This window comes from Streptomyces sp. NPDC127100 (assembly GCF_042724095.1).
Classification (GTDB): domain Bacteria; phylum Actinomycetota; class Actinomycetes; order Streptomycetales; family Streptomycetaceae; genus Streptomyces.
The window spans coordinates 37,220-54,289 of sequence record NZ_JBHXFL010000013.1 but is presented as its reverse complement, the minus strand read 5'-3'; the positions used below and the strand labels follow the sequence as shown (position 1 = coordinate 54,289).

The window sequence follows — 17,070 nt, the reverse complement described above, 5'->3', positions numbered from 1 at the left end:
ACGCCGGTCAGACGTCCCGCTTGTGGAGCAGGGCGACGGCGCCGGCGAACACGACGGCCGTCACGACCAGCATGATCCACAGCGGGTCCCAGCCGGACGGGCCGGACTCGGTGAGCGAGTTGGTGTAGAAGATGCTCATCTGGTTCGGGATCGAGTACTCGAACAGCGCGGTGCGCACGTCCTCCAGGGACTCCGAGAACATGAACAGCGCGATCACCAGCGGCGCCAGCACGGCACCGATCATGAGGGTGATGGCCCCCGCCGAGTGCCGGATGACGGAACCGACGGCGAGCGAGAGCAGTCCGAGCAGCGCGACGTAGAGCGAGACGCCCACGGTGCCCTTCAGCCACTCCCCGCCGGTGGGCGACACCGCGCCGTGGTCCTCCAGCAGGGCCACGTGCAGCAGGGCGACGAGCGTCGCGGACACCAGCGTCACCACGAAGGCGACCAGGAAGAAGACGATCGCCTTCGCGGCGAGCACCCGGCCGCGGCTGGGGCACGCGGTCATCGTCGTGCGCACCATGCCGGTGCCGTACTCCGATGCGGTGGTCAGCACGCCGAGCGTGATGACGCACATGCTGCCGAGCAGCAGACCGAAGAAGCCGAGGCTGAGCGCGCTCTCGCCGGACGCGTCCGCGCCGGAGTTCGCCACCACCACGCCGGTCAGCAGGCCGATGCCGATGACCAGCAGGACGAACACGCCCAGCGTCCACATCGTCGAGCGCACCGACCTGATCTTGGTCCACTCGGAGGCGACCGCGTGCCCGAGATGCGTGCGCACCACCGGGATCGGCGAGGTGTAGGTGGGGAACGGCGCACCGGGCGCCGCCTGCCACTGGGGCGCGGCCTGCGGCATCGGGGGCTGGGGCGTGCTCATCGGGCGTCCTCGGGCTTGGTCGGGTCGGTGACGGGCGCGGGGGCGGTGGCGGGAGCCGGGGCGGCGGGAGCGGGCGCGGGGGCGGCCTGGGGCGCCGCGGGGGCCGACGGGGACGGCTGTGCGTACGGGTTGCCGGCGGACGCGCCCCCGGGCGGTGCGACAGGCGCGGCCGGTGCGGCCGGGGCGCCGTACGGGCCCGCGGGGGCCTGGCCCGGCGCCCCCTGCGGCGCCGGCGCGGGCCCGCCGCCCGGCTGGGGCGGCGGCGGGGCGTACCAGCCGGGCTGGCCCTGTCCGGGCAGCGGCATCGGAGGCTGCGCTCCGGGCGGCAGCGGCTGCTGGAGCCCGGCCTTCTGGTCGATCGTCGACCGGTAGTCGACGGCGCCCTGCGTCATCCGCATGTACGCCTCCTCCAACGAGGCCTGGTGCGGCGACAGCTCCCACAGCCGCACGTCGGACTCGTGCGCGATGTCGCTGATGCGGGGCAGCGCCAGGCCGGTCACCCGCAGCGCCCCGTCCTGCTCGGGCATCACGTGGCCGCCCGCCTCGGTCAGCGCGGACGTCAGCTTCTCGCGCAGCTGCGGCTCGGTGTCCGGCGTGCGCACCCGCGCGAAGTCGGCGGAGTTCGCCGAGATGAACGCCGTCACGCTCATGTCGGCGAGCAGCTGGCCGCGTCCGATGACGATCAGGTGGTCGGCGGTCAGCGCCATCTCGCTCATCAGGTGCGACGAGACGAAGACCGTACGGCCCTCGGCCGCGAGCGCCTTCATCAGGTTCCGCACCCAGAGGATGCCCTCGGGGTCCAGGCCGTTGACCGGCTCGTCGAAGAGCAGCACCTGGGGGTCGCCGAGCAGCGCGGCGGCGATGCCGAGCCGCTGGCCCATGCCGAGGGAGAAGCCCTTGGAACGCCGCTTGGCCACGTCCTGCAGGCCGACCACGCCGAGCACCTCGTCCACGCGCCGGGCGGGGATGCCCGACAGCTGGGCCAGGCTCAGCAGGTGGTTGCGGGCCGACCGGCCGCCGTGCACCGCCTTGGCGTCCAGCAGGGCGCCGACCTGGCGCGGGGCGTTGGGCAGCCTGCGGTACGGGTGACCGCCGATCGTCACGTGTCCCGCGGTCGGGTTGTCCAGGCCGAGGATCATGCGCATCGTCGTCGACTTGCCGGAGCCGTTGGGGCCGAGGAAGCCGGTGACGGCACCGGGCCGCACCTGGAAGGACAGGTTGTACACAGCGGTCTTGTCGCCGTAGCGCTTGGTCAGGCCGACTGCCTCGATCATGCTCCGCACCCATCGAAAGGTTCAGGACAGCGGGGCACACGCCCCCGTAAGGGTTAGGAGGATATCGAGGCGCTGACGGTTCCCTTCAAGTCCGGGTAAAAAAAACCGGGCGCCCCGCACCCCGCCGCTAGGCGTCCCGCCGCTTCAGCACGAGATATCCGCCGACGAGCGCCGCCACCACCCACAGCGCCATGATCCCGAGGCCGCCCCACGGGCCGTAGGGGGTGTCGTCGTCGATGGGCGTCACCACCTGCATGATCTTGCTGCCGGCCTGGTCGGGCAGGAACTGGCCGACCTTCTTGGTCACGTCGACGTTGCCCAGGATGTTGGAGATCAGGAAGAAGAACGGCATCAGGATGCCGAGGGACAGCATCGGTGAGCGCAGCATCGCGGCGACCCCCATGGAGAACACCGCGATGAGCGTCATGTAGAGCCCGCCGCCGATGACCGCCCGCAGCACGCCCGGGTCGCCGATCGACGCCTTGAGGTCGCCGAGCATCGCCTGCCCGAGGAAGAAGGTGACGAAGCTGGTGATCATGGCGACGACCAGGGCGAGCCCAGTGGCCACCGCGATCTTGCTGAACAGGAAGGTCGCGCGCTGCGGCACGGCCGCCAGTGAGGTGCGGATCATGCCGGTGCTGTACTCGTTCGCCACCACCAGCACCCCGAACACGATCATCGCCAGCTGACCGAGGCTCATCCCGGCGAAGCTGATGTAGGTCGGGTCGAAGGAGAGCCGGTCCCGCTCGCTCAAGTTGTCGAACTCGTTGTTCGACAGGGCCGAGATCAGCATGCCGAGGGCGACCGTGACGACCACGGCCAGGGACAGCGTCCACACCGTGGAGGACACCGACCGGATCTTGGTCCACTCGGACCGGACGACCTGTGTCGCGGCCGTGCTCATCGCTGCCTCCAGTCGTCGCCCCACTGCTGTGCCCGCTGCTGTCCGTCCTGACCCGCCCGCTGCGCGGGTGCCGCCGCGACCGGCTGCCCGTCGTGCGCGTGGTACTCCACCGACTCCGCCGTCAGCTGCATGAACGCCTCCTCCAGCGAGGCCCGCTGCGGGCTCAGCTCGTGGAGCACGATCCGCTCGCGCGCCGCCAGCTCGCCGATGGCCTCCGACTTGTCGCCGTCGACCTCCAGGACCTCGGCACCGCTCTCGGCGACCGTGATCCCGGCGTCGTGCAGCGCGTCGAGCAGCCGTTCGCGCTGCGGGGTGCGGATCCGGACGTAACTGCGCGAGTTCTCCGCGATGAACTCGGCCATCGAGGTGTCCGCCAGGAGCCTGCCCTGGCCGATGACGACCAGGTGGTCGGCGGTCAGCGCCATCTCGCTCATCAGGTGGGAGGAGACGAAGACCGTACGGCCCTGGGCGGCCAGCGTCTTCATCAGATTGCGGATCCAGTGGATGCCCTCGGGGTCCAGGCCGTTGACCGGCTCGTCGAACATCAGGATCCGCGGGTCGCCGAGCAGTGCGCCGGCGATGCCGAGCCGCTGCCCCATGCCGAGGGAGAAGCCCTTGGCCTTCTTCTTCGCGACCGCCGTCAGGCCGACGGTGTCCAGCACCTCGTGCACCCGGCGGGCCGGGATCCCGTTGGCCTGCGCCAGACACAGCAGGTGGTTGTAGGCACTGCGCCCGCCGTGCACCGCCTTGGCGTCGAGCAGGGCGCCGATGCGGGTGAGCGGGTCCTTGAGCCGGTCGTAGTGCAGGCCGTCGATGCGGACGTCTCCCGCAGTGGGCCGGTCCAGGCCCAGCACCATCCGCATGGTCGTCGACTTGCCCGCACCGTTCGGCCCGAGGAAGCCGGTGATGATGCCGGGTCTGACGGTGAACGTGAGGTTGTTGACCGCGACCTTCTCGCCGTACCGCTTCGTCAGCCCCTCGAGCTCGATCATGCGGCCCACGCTAGAACGGGACGAAGCCCTCTGCCACCCCAGTGACAGAAGGCTTCGCCCTTTGTTCGCCCTGCCCGGCCGGACCGTGTCCCGGCGTCAGCGGGACTGCTGGGCCGGCACCCCGCGGGAGGCCGACTCGTCCTCGGCCGGCGAGCCGGCCGCGGCCACCGCGGCGCCCGTGAGGGTCGCCAGCATCTCGCGCACGTTGGTGAGCTGCGCGTTGATGGAGTCGCGGCGGTTGGTCAGGGCGGCGAGCTCGCGCTCCGACTCGGAACGGATGCGGTCGGCCTTGGCGTTGGCGTCGGCCACGATGTCCTCGGCCTGACGCTGCGCCGTCTCGACGGTCTGGCGGGCGCGGCGCTCGGCGTCCGTGCGCAGCTTCTCCGCCTCCAGGCGCAGCTGCTCGGCGCGGTGCTCGATCTCCGCGAGGCGCTTCTCGGCCTTGGCCTGACGGGAGGCCAGGTCGCGCTCCGACTGCTCCCGGCGCTTGGCGAGGTTCGTCTCGAAGTCGGCGGCGGCCTGCGCGGCCTTGGCGCGGGTCTCCTCGAAGAGGGCGTCGGCCTCCTCCCGCTTCGACTGCGCGTCCTTCTGCGCCTCCGAGCGCAGCTGCGAGGCGTCGCCCTTGGCCTTCTCGACGATCCGGACGCCCTCGTCCTCGGCCTTGGCCTTGCGCTCCGCGGCGTACGACTCGGCGTCGTTGCGCACCTGCTGGGCGGCCGACTCGGCCAGCTCGCGGTGCTGCTCGGCGGCGCGCCGGGCCTCGTCGCGCAGGTCCTTCGCCTCCTCCTCGGCGAGGCGCAGGATCTTCTCGACCCGCGCACCGAGGCCGGCGTACGACGGCTCGGCGTCATTCACCTGGGCCTGGGCGTTCTGGGTCTCGAGGTGGAGCTCCTCGATGCGCTTTTCCAGAGCGGTGATGCGGGAGAAAGCGCTGTCGCGATCAGAAATGATCTTGGAGATGTACTCGTCCACCTGAGCGCGGTCGTACCCACGCCGCACGTGCTCGAAGCCGTAGGGGGAAGTGTCGCTCATGGGGTTCCTGTCGAAAGAGACCGGGTGAGGTGATAGAGGGAATCCTAGGCGCCAATGCGGTGTGTCATCGAGCGGATGCGTGTTTGATCTGGAGAATGACACCTCTTTTGAGTGGCTAACCCACGGACGGCTTGCCAAAGTTCAGGTCAAAGGTCCAGGCGGAGGGTGAGTCAGAGCCCTCCAGGAGACACCGAAACCGCCTCGGATGCTAGCCGTCTGACGACTTGCCACCCGAACGGGGGGCGCCGACCGTGGCACCGGCCTTGACCCCGCCGTCCTTGCCGCCCGCCGGTGCCTCGAAGGACTCCAGCGCCTCCAGCACGTCCTGCACCCGGGAGATCTCGGTGTTGATGTCCTCGCGGCGCCGCACCAGGATCTCCAGCTCGCGCTTGCCCTCCTCGACCGTGCGCCGGGCCTCCCGGACCGCCTCGGCCTTGAGCTCCTCGGCCTCCCGGACCAGCGAGGCCTTCTTCTGCTCGGCCTCCTTCAGCAGGCCCTCCGCCTTCTTGACGGCGGCGATGCGCACCTTGCCGGCCTCGGAGTTGGCCTCCGACACAAGCTCCTTGGCCTTCGCCTCCGCCTTGGCGAGCTGCTCCTCGGCGGCCTTGATGAGCGCGTCGCAGCGGTCGCCGGCCGACTTCATCGTTTCGGCGGCCTCGCGGCGGGCCCGCTCGTGCAGCTCCTCGATCTCGGACGTGAGGCGCTCGCGCAGCTCCTCCGCCCGCTCCCTTATGGCCGTCGCGTCCCGCCGGGCCCCGACGAGCAGCTCGTCCGCGTCCGTGCGGGCCTTCTCCACCCGGGTGTTGCCCTCGACCGTCGCCTCGGCGACGATCCGGTCGGCCTCCGTACGGGCCGCGCCGACCATCGTGTCCGCCTGCGACTCGGCGTCCGCGGTGGTCTTCTGGGCCTGCTGCCGGGCCTCGGTGAGCAGCTTGTCGGCCTCCGCCGTGGTCTCGGTGATCAGCGTGTCGACCTGCTCGGCCGCCTCGGAGCGCCGCTTGTTGGCGTCCTTGCGGGCCTCGTCCAGGGTGCGCTCGGCCTCCTCGCGGGCGGCCGTGGTCACCCGTTCGGCCTCCGCCGCCGCCTCCGCCCTGAGCCGCTCCGCCTCGGTGCGGATGCGCTCGGCGTGCTGCTGCGCGGAGCCGACCGCCTCGGCGGCCTCGGCCCGCAGCCGCTCCGCCTCCCCGCCGGCCTCCGACAGCAGCCGCTCCGCCTGGGCGCTCGCCTCGGACCGGACCCGGTCGGCCTCGGAGACCGACTCCGTGCGCAGCCGCTCGGCCTCCTCCAGGGCGGCCGTGGTGACCCGCTCGGCCTCCGCCGCCGCCTCGGTGCGGACCCGCTCCGCCTCGGCGACCGTCTCCGTGCGGATCCGGTCGGTCTCCGCGGCCGTCTCCGTGGTCAGCCGCTCCGCCTCGGAACGCGCCTCGGTGATCAGGGTGTCCGCCTGCGTCGCCGCGTCGGACCGGATGCGGTTGGCGTCCTCGCGGGCGTCCGCCCGGGTGCGCGCCGCGCTCTGCTCCGCCTCGGCGATCGTGTCCGACGCCTCCGTGCGCACCCGCTGGGCGTGCTCGGACACGTCCGCGCGGATCCGGTCGGCCTCCGTGATCGCCTCGGACATCGTCCGCTCGGCGAGCGACTTGGCGGCCTCCGACTCCTCCTGCGCCTCGCGGCGCATCCGACCCGCGTCCTCGCCGGCCCGCTCCCGCTCCGCGTAGGCGTCGGCGCGGACCCGGTCCGCCTCCTCCTCGGCCTCGCGCCGGGTGCGCTCCGCCGCGTGCTCGGCGGCGCTGCGCAGCCCGGTGATCTCCTCCTGGGCCTGCTCGTGCAGCCCGGCGACCGACTCGCGCACCTGCTGCGCGTGCTGCTCGGCCGCCGACACCATCTCGGTCGCGCGCCGGTCGGCCTCCTCGACCAGCCGGGTCGCCTCGGCCTGCGCCTCCTCCACCCGGGTGCGCGCCGAGGCCAGCAGCTCCTCGCTCTGCTCGCGGGCCCGCTCGCGCTCCTGGTCCGCCTCCTGCCGGGCGGCGCCCAGCAGCTCCTCGGCCTCGCGGCGGCGCCGGGCGGCCTCCTCCTGCGCGGCGGCCAGCGTCTCGGACGCCTCGGCCGCGATGCGCTCGGCGGCGGCCTGCGCCTCCGCCCGGACCCGGTCCGCGCTCTCCTGCGCCTCCGACTTCAGCCGCTCCGCCTCGCCCGCGGCCTCCGACCGCAGCCGTACGGCGACGGCCTCGCCCTCCGCGCGGGACGCGGAGGCGTCGGCGGCGGCCTCGGTGCGCAGCCGCTCGGCCTCCGTCTCGGCCTGCTGCTGGAGCGTGCGGATCCGCTCCGCGGCCTCGGTGCGCAGCCGCTCGCTCTCCTCGGCGGCCTCGCGGCGGATCCGCGCGCCCTCCTCACGGGCCTCGGTCAGCGCCTGCTCCGCGGAGTTCCGGCGCTCCTCCGCCTCGGTGTGCAGCCGCGTCAGCTCCTCGGCGGCCTCCGCCTGCCGGGCCTCGACGGCGCGCTCGGTCTCCTCGCGCAGCTCACGGGCGGCGCGCTCGGCGTCGGCCTGGAGCTCCTCGGCGCGTTCGGCGGCCTCCGCGCGGTGCCGCTCGGCCTCGGCGCGGGTGCGTTCCAGCGTCTCCTCGGCCTGGCGGCGCAGGGTCGTCGCCCGCTCGATCGCCTCGGTGCGGACCTTCTCGCTGTCCGCGGTGGCCGTCCGCCGCAGCTCGTCGGCGTCCGCCTTGGCCTTGGCGAGCAGCTCCTCGGCGGTCTTCGCCGCCTCCTCGATCTGCGCCACGGCCTCCTTGCGGGCCCCGGCACGGATCTTCTCGCCCTCGGCGGCCGCGTCGGCGCGCAGCTGCTCGGCCTCGCCGCGCAGCCGGCGCGCCTCCTCCTGGAGCTCGACCGTCTTGGCGCGGTACTCCTTGGTGTCGTCCTTCGCCGCGCCCTTGAGCCCCTCGGCGATGTCGTGCGCCTCGGCCCGCAGCCGGTCGGCCTCCGCCTCGGCCTCGGTGCGGATCCGCTCGGCCTCCTCGACGGCGGCCTTCGTGGTCCGGCTGGCCTCCTCGGACGCCTTGTTCAGCACGTCCTCGGCGGTCTTGGCGGCCTTGGACAGCTGGGTGGCCGACTCCTCGGCGGTGACCGTACGGGCCTTCTCGGCGGCCTCGGCGACGATCTTCTCGGCCTCGGCACGGGCGTCCGCGACGAGCTGCTCGGCCTCGGCTTTGGTGGTCTCGGCGTCCTTGGTGGCCTCGCTGACCAGCCGGGCGACCTGCTCCTTGGCCGTGCGGGTGCGCTGCTCGTTGGCCGACTCGGCGCTGGAGAGGGTCTTGGCCGCGGACTCCTTGGCCTCGGCGACCAGCTTCTCGGCCTCGGTCTGCGCCTTGCGCAGCGCCTCCTCGGCCTCGCTCATGCGCTGCTCGGCGGTCCGGCTCAGCTCCTGGGCCTGCCGGCGCGCGGACTCCGACTCGCTCGCCGTGGAGCTGCGCAGCTGCTCGGCGTGTTCGGTGGCCTCCTGGGCCTGTGTGGAGGCGGCGTTCAGCAGCCGTTCGGCGTCCGCGCGGGCGCGGCGCAGGATCTGCTCGGCCTCGCCGCGCGCCGCCTCGGCGTCGTCGCGCAGCCGCTGCCGGGCCTCGGACGTCAGCCGTTCGGCCTCCGCGCGGGCCGTGGCCAGGGCCTGCTCGGCCTCGGTACGGGACTCGTCGAGCAGCCGGCGGGCCTGCTGCTCGGTGCGGGCGCGCAGCTGCTCCGCCCAGGCCACGTTCTCGTTGACGTGCGACTCGACGGTCTGCCGGCGCTCGGCCAGCTCCTGGTCGAGCTGCTGGCGCCGGGTCACGGCCTCCTGATGCAGCTCGGCCTGGAGCCGGGCGGCCTGCTCGGCGTGCTCCTGCAGGATGCGCTGGGTCTGCGCGCGGGCCTGGCTCAGCTCCCGCTCGGCGTCCGCGCGCAGCTGGTCGGCCTGCATCTGCGCGTTGCGCAGCAACTGCTCGGCCTGGTACCCGATGTCGCCGCCGTCGAAGGCGGGCCGGGACATGATGGTGCGCCGCGCCTCGTGCAGCTTGGCGCGCAGCACCTCGACCTGGTAGCCGAGGTCCTCGGCGTGCTGGATCGCCTTTTCCCGCTCGGTCTTCAGCCGCTTCATCTCGGCCTCGAACCGAGAGAGGTGGTCGACGTCAGCCGCCGGCTCTCGCTCCTGGCTCTCGTAGCCCCGCACTGCGCGGTCCCATCCGTCCCCTGGTCGCAAATCCCTTAGAACGGGCTCCGTCCGTCCACCGAACGGGGCCCCCGGGGGAATGGTGTCAGATCAACGGCGGAGCATGGGCTGCTGCCCCGTCCCTCGCCCCCCGAAACACGGACCCCGGCGGTCCCGGCGCCGGCGACGACAGGACCGGGTCACCCTGGACTGAGCGGCGACCGCACCCAACCCTACCGGCCCTTATGTACGAGGGTCAGTGCTCAGGTGACTCAACGGCCGCCGAAGTGACGAGTTCTGTCAGGACGCCATGGCAGTCCTTGGGGTGCAGGAAGGTGATCCGGGACCCCATGGAACCGCGCCGGGGCTCGTCGTACAGCACGCGTACGCCCTTGCCGCGGATGTCCGCCGCGTCCGCGTCGACGTCCGCCGTCCCGAACGCGATGTGGTGGACGCCCTCGCCGTTCTTCGCCAGCCACTTCCCGACCGCGGAGTCCTCCCGGGTCGGCTCGAGCAGCTGGAGGTACGAGGCACCGCCGTCCGACGTATCGTTGATCTTGAGCATGGCCTCGCGCACGCCCTGTTCCTCGTTGACCTCGGTGTGGAACACCTCGAAGCCGTAGGTGGCACGGTAGAACTCGACGGTCGCGTCGAGGTCGTGGCAGGCGATTCCGATGTGGTCGATTCGCGTCAGCATGGAATCAGTGCAGCGCTCCGGAGGTGGTTGCGCAACGTGCGGGCGATCACACCGACAGCACGGTGACGGGCGGGATACCGCTCAGTACATTCGAGTAAACCCTCGTTCACTCCTCGGCCTGTGCGGGCCGGAAAAGGGGATCGCAGCTCATGTCTTCTGCAACGAACGGCACGACCTCCGTCATCGTCGCGGGTGCCCGCACCCCGATGGGACGGCTGCTCGGCTCGTTGAAGTCCTTCTCCGGGGCCGACCTCGGAGGTTTCGCGATCAAGGCCGCCCTGGACCGCGCGGGGATCGCCGGTGACCAGGTCCAGTACGTGATCATGGGGCAGGTCCTCCAGGCCGGCGCCGGCCAGATCCCGGCCCGCCAGGCCGCCGTCAAGGCCGGCATCCCCATGAACGTCCCGGCGCTCACGATCAACAAGGTGTGCCTCTCCGGCCTCGACGCCATCGCGCTCGCCGACCAGCTGATTCGCGCGGGTGAATTCGACGTGGTCGTGGCCGGCGGCCAGGAGTCCATGACCAACGCCCCGCACCTGCTGCCCAGGTCCCGCGAGGGCTACAAGTACGGCGCGGTGCAAATGCTCGACGCCATGGCGCACGACGGCCTGACCGACGCCTTCGAGAACATCGCCATGGGCGAGTCGACGGAGAAGCACAACACCCGGCTCGGCATCGCCCGTCCGGAGCAGGACGAGATCGCCGCCCTGTCCCACCAGCGCGCCGCCGCCGCCCAGAAGAACGGCATCTTCGAGGCCGAGATCACCCCGGTCGAGATCCCGCAGCGCAAGGGCGACCCGGTGCTGTTCAGCAAGGACGAGGGCATCCGCGGCGACACCACCGCCGAGTCCCTCGGCAAGCTCCGCCCGGCCTTCTCGAAGGACGGCACGATCACCGCGGGCTCCTCCTCGCAGATCTCCGACGGCGCGGCGGCCGTGGTCGTCATGAGCAAGGCCAAGGCGCAGGAGCTCGGCCTGGAGTGGATCGCCGAGATCGGCGCCCACGGCAACGTGGCCGGCCCCGACAACTCTTTGCAGTCGCAGCCGTCCAACGCCATCCTGCACGCCCTGAAGAAGGAGGGCCTGGAGGTCGGCGACCTCGACCTGATCGAGATCAACGAGGCGTTCGCGGCCGTCGCCGTGCAGTCCATGAAGGACCTCGGCGTGTCCACCGAAAAGGTGAACGTCAACGGTGGCGCCATCGCCCTGGGTCACCCCATCGGCATGTCCGGCGCCCGGCTCGTCCTGCACCTGGCGCTGGAGCTGAAGCGGCGCGGCGGCGGCGTCGGCGCGGCGGCGCTGTGCGGCGGCGGCGGCCAGGGTGACGCCCTGATCGTCCGGGTATCCAAGGCCTGAGCCCCCTCTCCCTCACGTACGTGCACCTCGGAACGGAGCTGTGATGCAGGACGTCTCCTCGCTGGTCGCCCAGGCCCGGGAAGGCCGGCCGCGGGCCGTGGCCCGGCTGATCTCCCTGGTGGAGGGGGCGTCTCCGCAGCTCAGGGAGGTCATGGCGGCCCTCGCGCCGCTGACCGGGGGCGCGTACGTGGTGGGCCTGACGGGCTCGCCGGGCGTCGGCAAGTCGACGTCCACCTCGGCGCTGGTCACGGCGTACCGCAAGCAGGGCAGGCGGGTCGGCGTCCTCGCCGTCGACCCGTCCTCGCCGTTCTCCGGCGGTGCCCTGCTGGGCGACCGGGTCCGTATGTCGGAGCACGCCTCCGACCCCGGCGTCTACATCCGTTCCATGGCCACCCGCGGCCACCTCGGCGGCCTCGCCTGGGCCGCGCCGCAGGCCATCCGCGTGCTGGACGCGGCGGGCTGCGACGTGATCCTGGTCGAGACCGTCGGCGTCGGCCAGTCCGAGGTCGAGATCGCCTCGCAGGCCGACACCTCCGTCGTCCTCCTCGCCCCCGGCATGGGCGACGGCATCCAGGCCGCCAAGGCCGGAATCCTGGAGATCGGCGACGTCTACGTCGTCAACAAGGCCGACCGGGACGGCGCGGACGCCACCGCCCGCGAGCTGAACCACATGCTGGGCCTCGGCGAGGCCCGCGCCGCCGGAGACTGGCGCCCGCCCATCGTCAAGACGGTCGCCGCGCGCGGCGAGGGCGTCGACGAGGTCGTCGAGGCGCTGGAGAAGCACCGCGCCTGGATGGAGGAGCGGGACGTGCTGGCCGAGCGCCGCCGCGCCCGCGCCGCCCGCGAGGTCGAGACGATCGCCGTCACCACCCTGCGCGAACGCATCGGCGACCTCCACGGCGACCGGCGCCTGGGCGCGCTGGCCGACCGGATCGTGGCGGGCGAACTCGACCCGTACCGCGCCGCGGACGAACTGGTGGCCGGACTGACGCGGGGATGACGCGGCCGGCGCGCACCGGAAAAGGGATGGCGGGTGCGCGCCCCGCGCTGCTAGCTTGACGCGCGTGTTCCTCCTCTTGGCCTAGGACCCGCCCCGCACGCGACCGCCGCATCCGGCCGTCGCGCGCTTCGGCGTCCCCAGTCGCCTCCCTCCCGAGGAACCCTTCGCGTGTCCACGCCCCTTCCGCGGCCCTCGTACGCCGCCGTCCTCCGCGCCCCCCATGCCCGCCGCACCTTCGCGGCCGCCCTCGTCGGCCGGCTGTCGTACGGCACGGTCAACCTCGCCCTGATGCTCTCCGTGACCCGGGCCACCGGGTCGTACGCCGTGGCCGGCTCGGTCATGGCGCTGTTCGGCGCGACGAGCGTCCTGCTCTCCCCCTACCGCGCGGGCCTGGTCGACCGGCACGGCCCGCGCCGGGCCCTGCTGCCCATGGCCCTCCTGTACGCCGCCCTGCTGTGCGCGCTGGCGGCGGCCTGCGTCCACCCGGGCACCCCCGCGGCCGTCCTCGCGGCGACCGCCGCCTGCACGCCCCCGCTCGGCCCCACGATGCGCGCGGTGTGGGCCGGACTGCTGCCCGACCGGCGGATGCTCCAGCGCGCCTACAGCCTGGACGGGGTCGCCGAGGAGCTGCTCTTCGTCTCCGGTCCGCTGCTGGTCGGCGTGGTGGTCGGCGTCGCTCCGCCGGCCGCCGCCGTGGTGCTCAGCGCCCTGCTGGTGGCGGCGGGCACCCTCGCCTTCGCCGCGTCGCCGGCGGCGGGCGCGTCGCCGGCCGCCGATGGCGCGAAGGAGGACGCCGGCCGGGCGGGCAGGGGCCAGACCCGCGCCCTGCTGCAACCCGTCGTGGTCACCGCGGCCGTCGGGGTCGCGGTGAGCGCCGTGGACCTGCTGGCCGTCGCCTTCGCCGGACAGCGCGGCCTCGGCGGCGCCACCGTGGCCTGGGTGCTCGCGGCCCTGTCGGTGGGCAGCGCGGTCGGCGGCCTGCTCAACGGCGCCGTCGCCTGGGGCTCGTCCGCCCGCGCCCGGCTCCCCTTCCTCGCCGCCGGCCTCGGCCTCTGCCTGACGGCCGCCGGACTCGCCCCCGGCGTCGGCACCCTGGTGGCGGCCGTCGCCTGCGCGGGGCTGTTCGTGGCACCGGCGCTCACCACGGCGTACCTGGTCGCCGACGAGAGCGTGGCGCCCGGGTACCGGAACCGGGCGGGAGCCTGGGTCAACGCGGCCGTGAACGCGGGCAGTTCCGCCGGTGCCGCGACGGTGGGCCTGCTGGTGGAACGGCTGCCGCTGCCGGTGTGCTTCGCGGTGTCCGGCGCGGTCGCCGCGGTGGCGGCGCTGGTGCCGCCGGGCCGCCGCGGCCGGCCGGGCGAGCCGACGGGGCCGCTCAGTCGTCGTCCGGGCCGGAGTCGTCCGGCTCGTCCGAGCCCGAGCCGGCCCGGTGATCGGCCGTGACCTCGCCGGTCCGCCCGTCCACCCGCCAGTCCTGCCCGGCCTGGCCGGCGGAGCGGGTCCCGACCTCCCAGACGGCCGTGCCGTCGCCGTGACGGCCGTCGTCGTCCAGCTCCACCGAGGTCACGGTCCCGTGGCCGGCCCCGGCGGCCTTCGCGGCCTCGGCGGCGCCCACGGACGTGCCCTTCAGGGCGGCCCGCACCTCGGCGGTGTCGTCCTCGTCCTCCGTCCGTTCCCCGAGGACCTCGCCGGTGGCCGGGTCGATCCTGACGCCGTGCCAGGTGCCGTCGCCGGCAAGGACGTCGACCTCCCAGACGGCGCGCTCGCGGCCACCGTCGTCGCCCTTGCCCCGGTCGTCCCGGTCGTCCCGGTCGTCATCGTCGTCCTCGGAGTCGAGTTCCGCCGAGACGGCGGTGCCCGGCACCTCGCGCAGTGCGGCGGCGAGGGCGTCGCCGGCCGTCACCTCGACCGAGGTCGTACGGGCGCCGTCGTCCGCCTGACGTGCCGTGCCGGTGCCCGGGGCGTCGTCGTCCGAGGCCGCCAGGGCCGTCGCCGTCACGCCTCCGGCCAGTGCGGCGGCGGTGACGGCGGCGATCACGATGGTGCGCTTCATACGTCTTCCTCCGAGTCCGTGGGCTGTCGCTCCGTTCCGGCGTCCCACTCTGACCGGCCGACGCTGAGGGCAGCCTGAAACCACCTGAAGGGATCTTCAGCTTGCCTCTGGGACCCTTCTCGCATGCGCCTGTTGATCGTGGAGGACGAGAAGCGGCTGGCCCTGTCGCTCGCCAGGGGCCTGACCGCCGAGGGCTACGCCGTGGACGTCGTCCACGACGGGCGGGAGGGACTCCACCGGGCCGGCGCGGGCGCCTACGACCTGGTCGTCCTCGACATCATGCTGCCCGGCCTCAACGGGTACCGGGTCTGCGCGGCCCTGCGCGCCGCCGGGCACGACGTGCCGATCCTCATGCTCACCGCCAAGGACGGCGAGTACGACGAGGCGGAGGGCCTGGACACGGGTGCCGACGACTACCTCACCAAGCCCTTCTCGTACGTCGTCCTCGTCGCCCGCGTGAAGGCGCTGCTGCGGCGGCGGACCCGGGGCGCCGGGGCCTCGCCCGTGCACGTCCACGGGGACCTGAAGGTCGACACCGCCGCCCGCCGGGTCTTCCTGGGCGAGAGTGAAGTGCCGCTCACCGCGAAGGAGTTCGCCGTCCTGGAGGAGCTCGTGCTGCGGGCCGGGCAGGTGGTGTCCAAGGCGGAGATCCTGGAGCACGTCTGGGACTTCGCCTACGACGGCGACCCCAACATCGTCGAGGTCTACGTCAGCGCGCTGCGTCGCAAGCTGCGCGCCGGGCTGATCCGGACCGTGCGGGGCGCCGGGTACCGGCTGGAGGGCGGGCGGTGAGCCGGCTCCTCGGCTCCGTCCGGGCCCGCGCGACCCTCGCCGCCACCCTCGTCGTGGCCGTCGCCCTCATGGCCGCCGGCACCGCGGTCCTGCTGTCCCTGCGCTCCAACCTGCTCGGCGAGGCCGGCACCCAGGCGGAGCGCTCCGCACGGGAGGTCGCCGCCGAGCTCTCCGTCGGGACGCCGTACGGCGAGCTGTCGCTGGACGTGGACGACCGGCCGGTGCAGGTCGTCGACGGCGACGGCGGGCTGGTCGCCGCCAGCGAGGACCTGGAGCGGATCAGCGGCACCGGCGTCGGCACGGTGAAGCCGCTGCCGGCCGCCACGGGGGAGCGGGGCGACGACGACGGGGACGACGACCGGGACGACGACCACGGCTCCGGCGAGTCCCTCGAACCGGGCGAGATCGGCGAGCGGACCACCGTCGGTGACGGATCCGCGACGATCGACGGCGACACGGAGGACTACCGGTTCGCCGCCGTGTCCGTCGAGACCCGGGACCGCGGCCGGCTCACCGTCTACGCCGGTGCCCCGCTGTCCGCCGAGCACGGCGCCGTGGACACCGCGCTGACCGTCATGCTGATCGGCTTCCCGGCGCTGCTCGCGGTCGTGGCCTGGGTGACCTGGCTGGTCACCCGGCGCGCGCTGCGCCCGGTGGAGGGCATCCGGCGGGAGATGGCCGCGATCACCGCCAGCGAGGACCTCGCCCGGCGCGTCCCGGTGCCGGACACCCACGACGAGATCGCCCGGCTCGCCACCACGACCAACGAGACGCTGGCCGCGCTGGAGAGCTCGGTGGAACGGCAGCGGCGGTTCGTCGCCGACGCCTCGCACGAGCTGCGCAGCCCGATCGCCTCGCTGCGGACCCAGCTCGAGGTGGCCGCCGCCCATCCCGAGCTGCTCGACCTGGACGGTGCCGTCGAGGACACCGTGCGGCTCCAGCGGCTCGCCGCCGACCTGTTGCTGCTGGCCAGGCTGGACGCGGGGGAGCGGCCCGCCGACGCGCGGGTCGACCTCGCCGCGCTGGCTCGTGCCCAGGCGGCGGGCCGGGCCGGGGTGCGCGTGCGGGCCCGGGACGCGGTGGCGGTCGCCGGGTCCCGGGGCCAGCTGGAGAGGGTGCTGGGCAACCTGCTCGACAACGCGCAGCGGCACGCGCGCTCGGCGGTGGAGGTGTCCGTGCGCCGGGAGGGCGAGGTGGCGGTGGCCGCGGTGGCCGACGACGGGGAGGGCGTCCCGGCGGCCGACCGGGAGCGGATCTTCGAACGGTTCGTACGGCTCGACGCGGCCCGCAGCCGCGACGACGGCGGTGCCGGTCTCGGGCTCGCCATCGCCCGTGACGTCGCCGTGCGGCACGGCGGCACGCTCACGGTCCGCGACGCGCCGGCAGGCGGCGCCCTGTTCGAGCTCCGCCTGCCGGTCGCCTAGGACCCGTCCCGCGGGACGTCCGGGGTCAGGGACGTCCCCGCTGGCCGCGCAGGTGCTCCGCGATGGGCCGGAGCGCCTTGTCGAGCTCCGTCAGGGCCTCGGGGGCCAGCAGGTCGATGAAGTGCCTGCGCACGGACGCCACATGGTGCGGGGCGACCTTCCGCATCGTCTCCAGGCCGTGCTCGGTGAGGACGGCGTAGAGCCCGCGGCGGTCGGACTCGCAGTTCTCCCGCCGGACCAGGTTCGCGTTCTCCATGCGGGTGATCTGGTGGGAGAGGCGGCTCTTGGACTGCAGGGTGGCGGCGGCGAGGTCGCTCATCCGCATCCTGTCGTCCTCCGACTCGGAGAGGTTCACCAGGATCTCGTAGTCGTTCATTGTCAGGCCGAAGGGCTGCAGATCCTTCTCCAGCTGGTGCGTCAACAGCCTGTTGACCTCCAGGTGGGTGCGCCAGGCACACTGCTCCGTATCGGTCAGCCAGCGGGTGGCCGTCTCGGTCTCCAT

General features: G+C 73.4%; 14 protein-coding genes. 5 read left to right on the top strand and 9 right to left on the bottom strand.

What is annotated here, in order from left to right:
- Positions 1 to 7 precede the first annotated feature (7 nt).
- The 7 genes from ACFWJB_RS15405 to mce form a co-directional block, all read right to left on the bottom strand.
- Complete coding sequence (locus ACFWJB_RS15405; protein ID WP_385458253.1) at positions 8 to 877, bottom strand: ABC transporter permease subunit; 870 nt, start codon at positions 875 to 877, stop codon at positions 8 to 10.
- The gene (locus ACFWJB_RS15400) at positions 874 to 2,151 is read right to left on the bottom strand and encodes an ABC transporter ATP-binding protein (protein ID WP_385458252.1); all 1,278 of its coding nucleotides are present in this window, start codon (positions 2,149 to 2,151) and stop codon (positions 874 to 876) included. The genes ACFWJB_RS15405 and ACFWJB_RS15400 overlap by 4 nt, the downstream gene beginning before the upstream one ends.
- A 127-nt stretch (positions 2,152 to 2,278) precedes the next feature.
- Positions 2,279 to 3,055, bottom strand: coding sequence for an ABC transporter permease (locus ACFWJB_RS15395; protein ID WP_385458251.1), 777 nt, complete (start codon positions 3,053 to 3,055; stop codon positions 2,279 to 2,281).
- A complete protein-coding gene (locus tag ACFWJB_RS15390) occupies positions 3,052 to 4,047 on the bottom strand; it encodes an ABC transporter ATP-binding protein (protein ID WP_385458250.1) in 996 nt (331 codons plus the stop codon). The genes ACFWJB_RS15395 and ACFWJB_RS15390 overlap by 4 nt, the downstream gene beginning before the upstream one ends.
- 96 nt (positions 4,048 to 4,143) lie before the next feature.
- Positions 4,144 to 5,079: a cellulose-binding protein gene (locus tag ACFWJB_RS15385; RefSeq protein WP_385458249.1), complete on the bottom strand. Its 936-nt coding sequence runs from the start codon at positions 5,077 to 5,079 to the stop codon at positions 4,144 to 4,146.
- 208 nt (positions 5,080 to 5,287) lie between these two features.
- Positions 5,288 to 9,268 carry a polarized growth protein Scy gene (gene scy / locus ACFWJB_RS15380; RefSeq protein WP_386922686.1) on the bottom strand — a complete coding sequence of 1,327 codons (3,981 nt, stop codon included), beginning with the start codon at positions 9,266 to 9,268 and terminating at the stop codon, positions 5,288 to 5,290.
- Positions 9,269 to 9,503: 235 nt separating this feature from the next.
- Positions 9,504 to 9,944 carry a methylmalonyl-CoA epimerase gene (mce, locus tag ACFWJB_RS15375; protein ID WP_059301486.1) on the bottom strand — a complete coding sequence of 147 codons (441 nt, stop codon included), beginning with the start codon at positions 9,942 to 9,944 and terminating at the stop codon, positions 9,504 to 9,506.
- A 149-nt stretch (positions 9,945 to 10,093) separates the two neighbouring features.
- Between mce and ACFWJB_RS15370 the strand changes: the two genes are divergently transcribed.
- From ACFWJB_RS15370 to ACFWJB_RS15360, 3 genes are all read left to right on the top strand, one after another.
- The gene (locus tag ACFWJB_RS15370) at positions 10,094 to 11,299 is read left to right on the top strand and encodes an acetyl-CoA C-acetyltransferase (protein WP_385458247.1); all 1,206 of its coding nucleotides are present in this window, start codon (positions 10,094 to 10,096) and stop codon (positions 11,297 to 11,299) included.
- Positions 11,300 to 11,342: 43 nt separating this feature from the next.
- A complete protein-coding gene (meaB, locus tag ACFWJB_RS15365; RefSeq protein ID WP_385458246.1) occupies positions 11,343 to 12,299 on the top strand; it encodes a methylmalonyl Co-A mutase-associated GTPase MeaB in 957 nt (318 codons plus the stop codon).
- A 168-nt stretch (positions 12,300 to 12,467) separates the two neighbouring features.
- Entirely contained in the window at positions 12,468 to 13,742 is a 1,275-nt protein-coding gene (locus ACFWJB_RS15360; RefSeq protein WP_386922683.1) for an MFS transporter, read from the top strand.
- Here the strand turns inward: ACFWJB_RS15360 and ACFWJB_RS15355 are convergent.
- Positions 13,675 to 14,352 carry a PepSY domain-containing protein gene (locus tag ACFWJB_RS15355; RefSeq protein WP_385458244.1) on the bottom strand — a complete coding sequence of 226 codons (678 nt, stop codon included), beginning with the start codon at positions 14,350 to 14,352 and terminating at the stop codon, positions 13,675 to 13,677. The genes ACFWJB_RS15360 and ACFWJB_RS15355 overlap by 68 nt on opposite strands.
- 123 nt (positions 14,353 to 14,475) lie before the next feature.
- On the opposite strand from ACFWJB_RS15355, the gene ACFWJB_RS15350 reads away from it, so the two are divergent.
- A complete protein-coding gene (locus tag ACFWJB_RS15350; RefSeq protein ID WP_385458243.1) occupies positions 14,476 to 15,144 on the top strand; it encodes a response regulator transcription factor in 669 nt (222 codons plus the stop codon).
- The gene (locus ACFWJB_RS15345) at positions 15,141 to 16,568 is read left to right on the top strand and encodes an ATP-binding protein (RefSeq protein WP_386922681.1); all 1,428 of its coding nucleotides are present in this window, start codon (positions 15,141 to 15,143) and stop codon (positions 16,566 to 16,568) included. Before ACFWJB_RS15350 ends, ACFWJB_RS15345 begins: the two co-directional genes overlap by 4 nt.
- A 25-nt stretch (positions 16,569 to 16,593) precedes the next feature.
- Here ACFWJB_RS15345 and ACFWJB_RS15340 read toward each other — a convergent pair whose 3' ends face one another.
- Positions 16,594 to 17,070 carry a MarR family winged helix-turn-helix transcriptional regulator gene (locus tag ACFWJB_RS15340; RefSeq protein WP_385458241.1) on the bottom strand — a complete coding sequence of 159 codons (477 nt, stop codon included), beginning with the start codon at positions 17,068 to 17,070 and terminating at the stop codon, positions 16,594 to 16,596.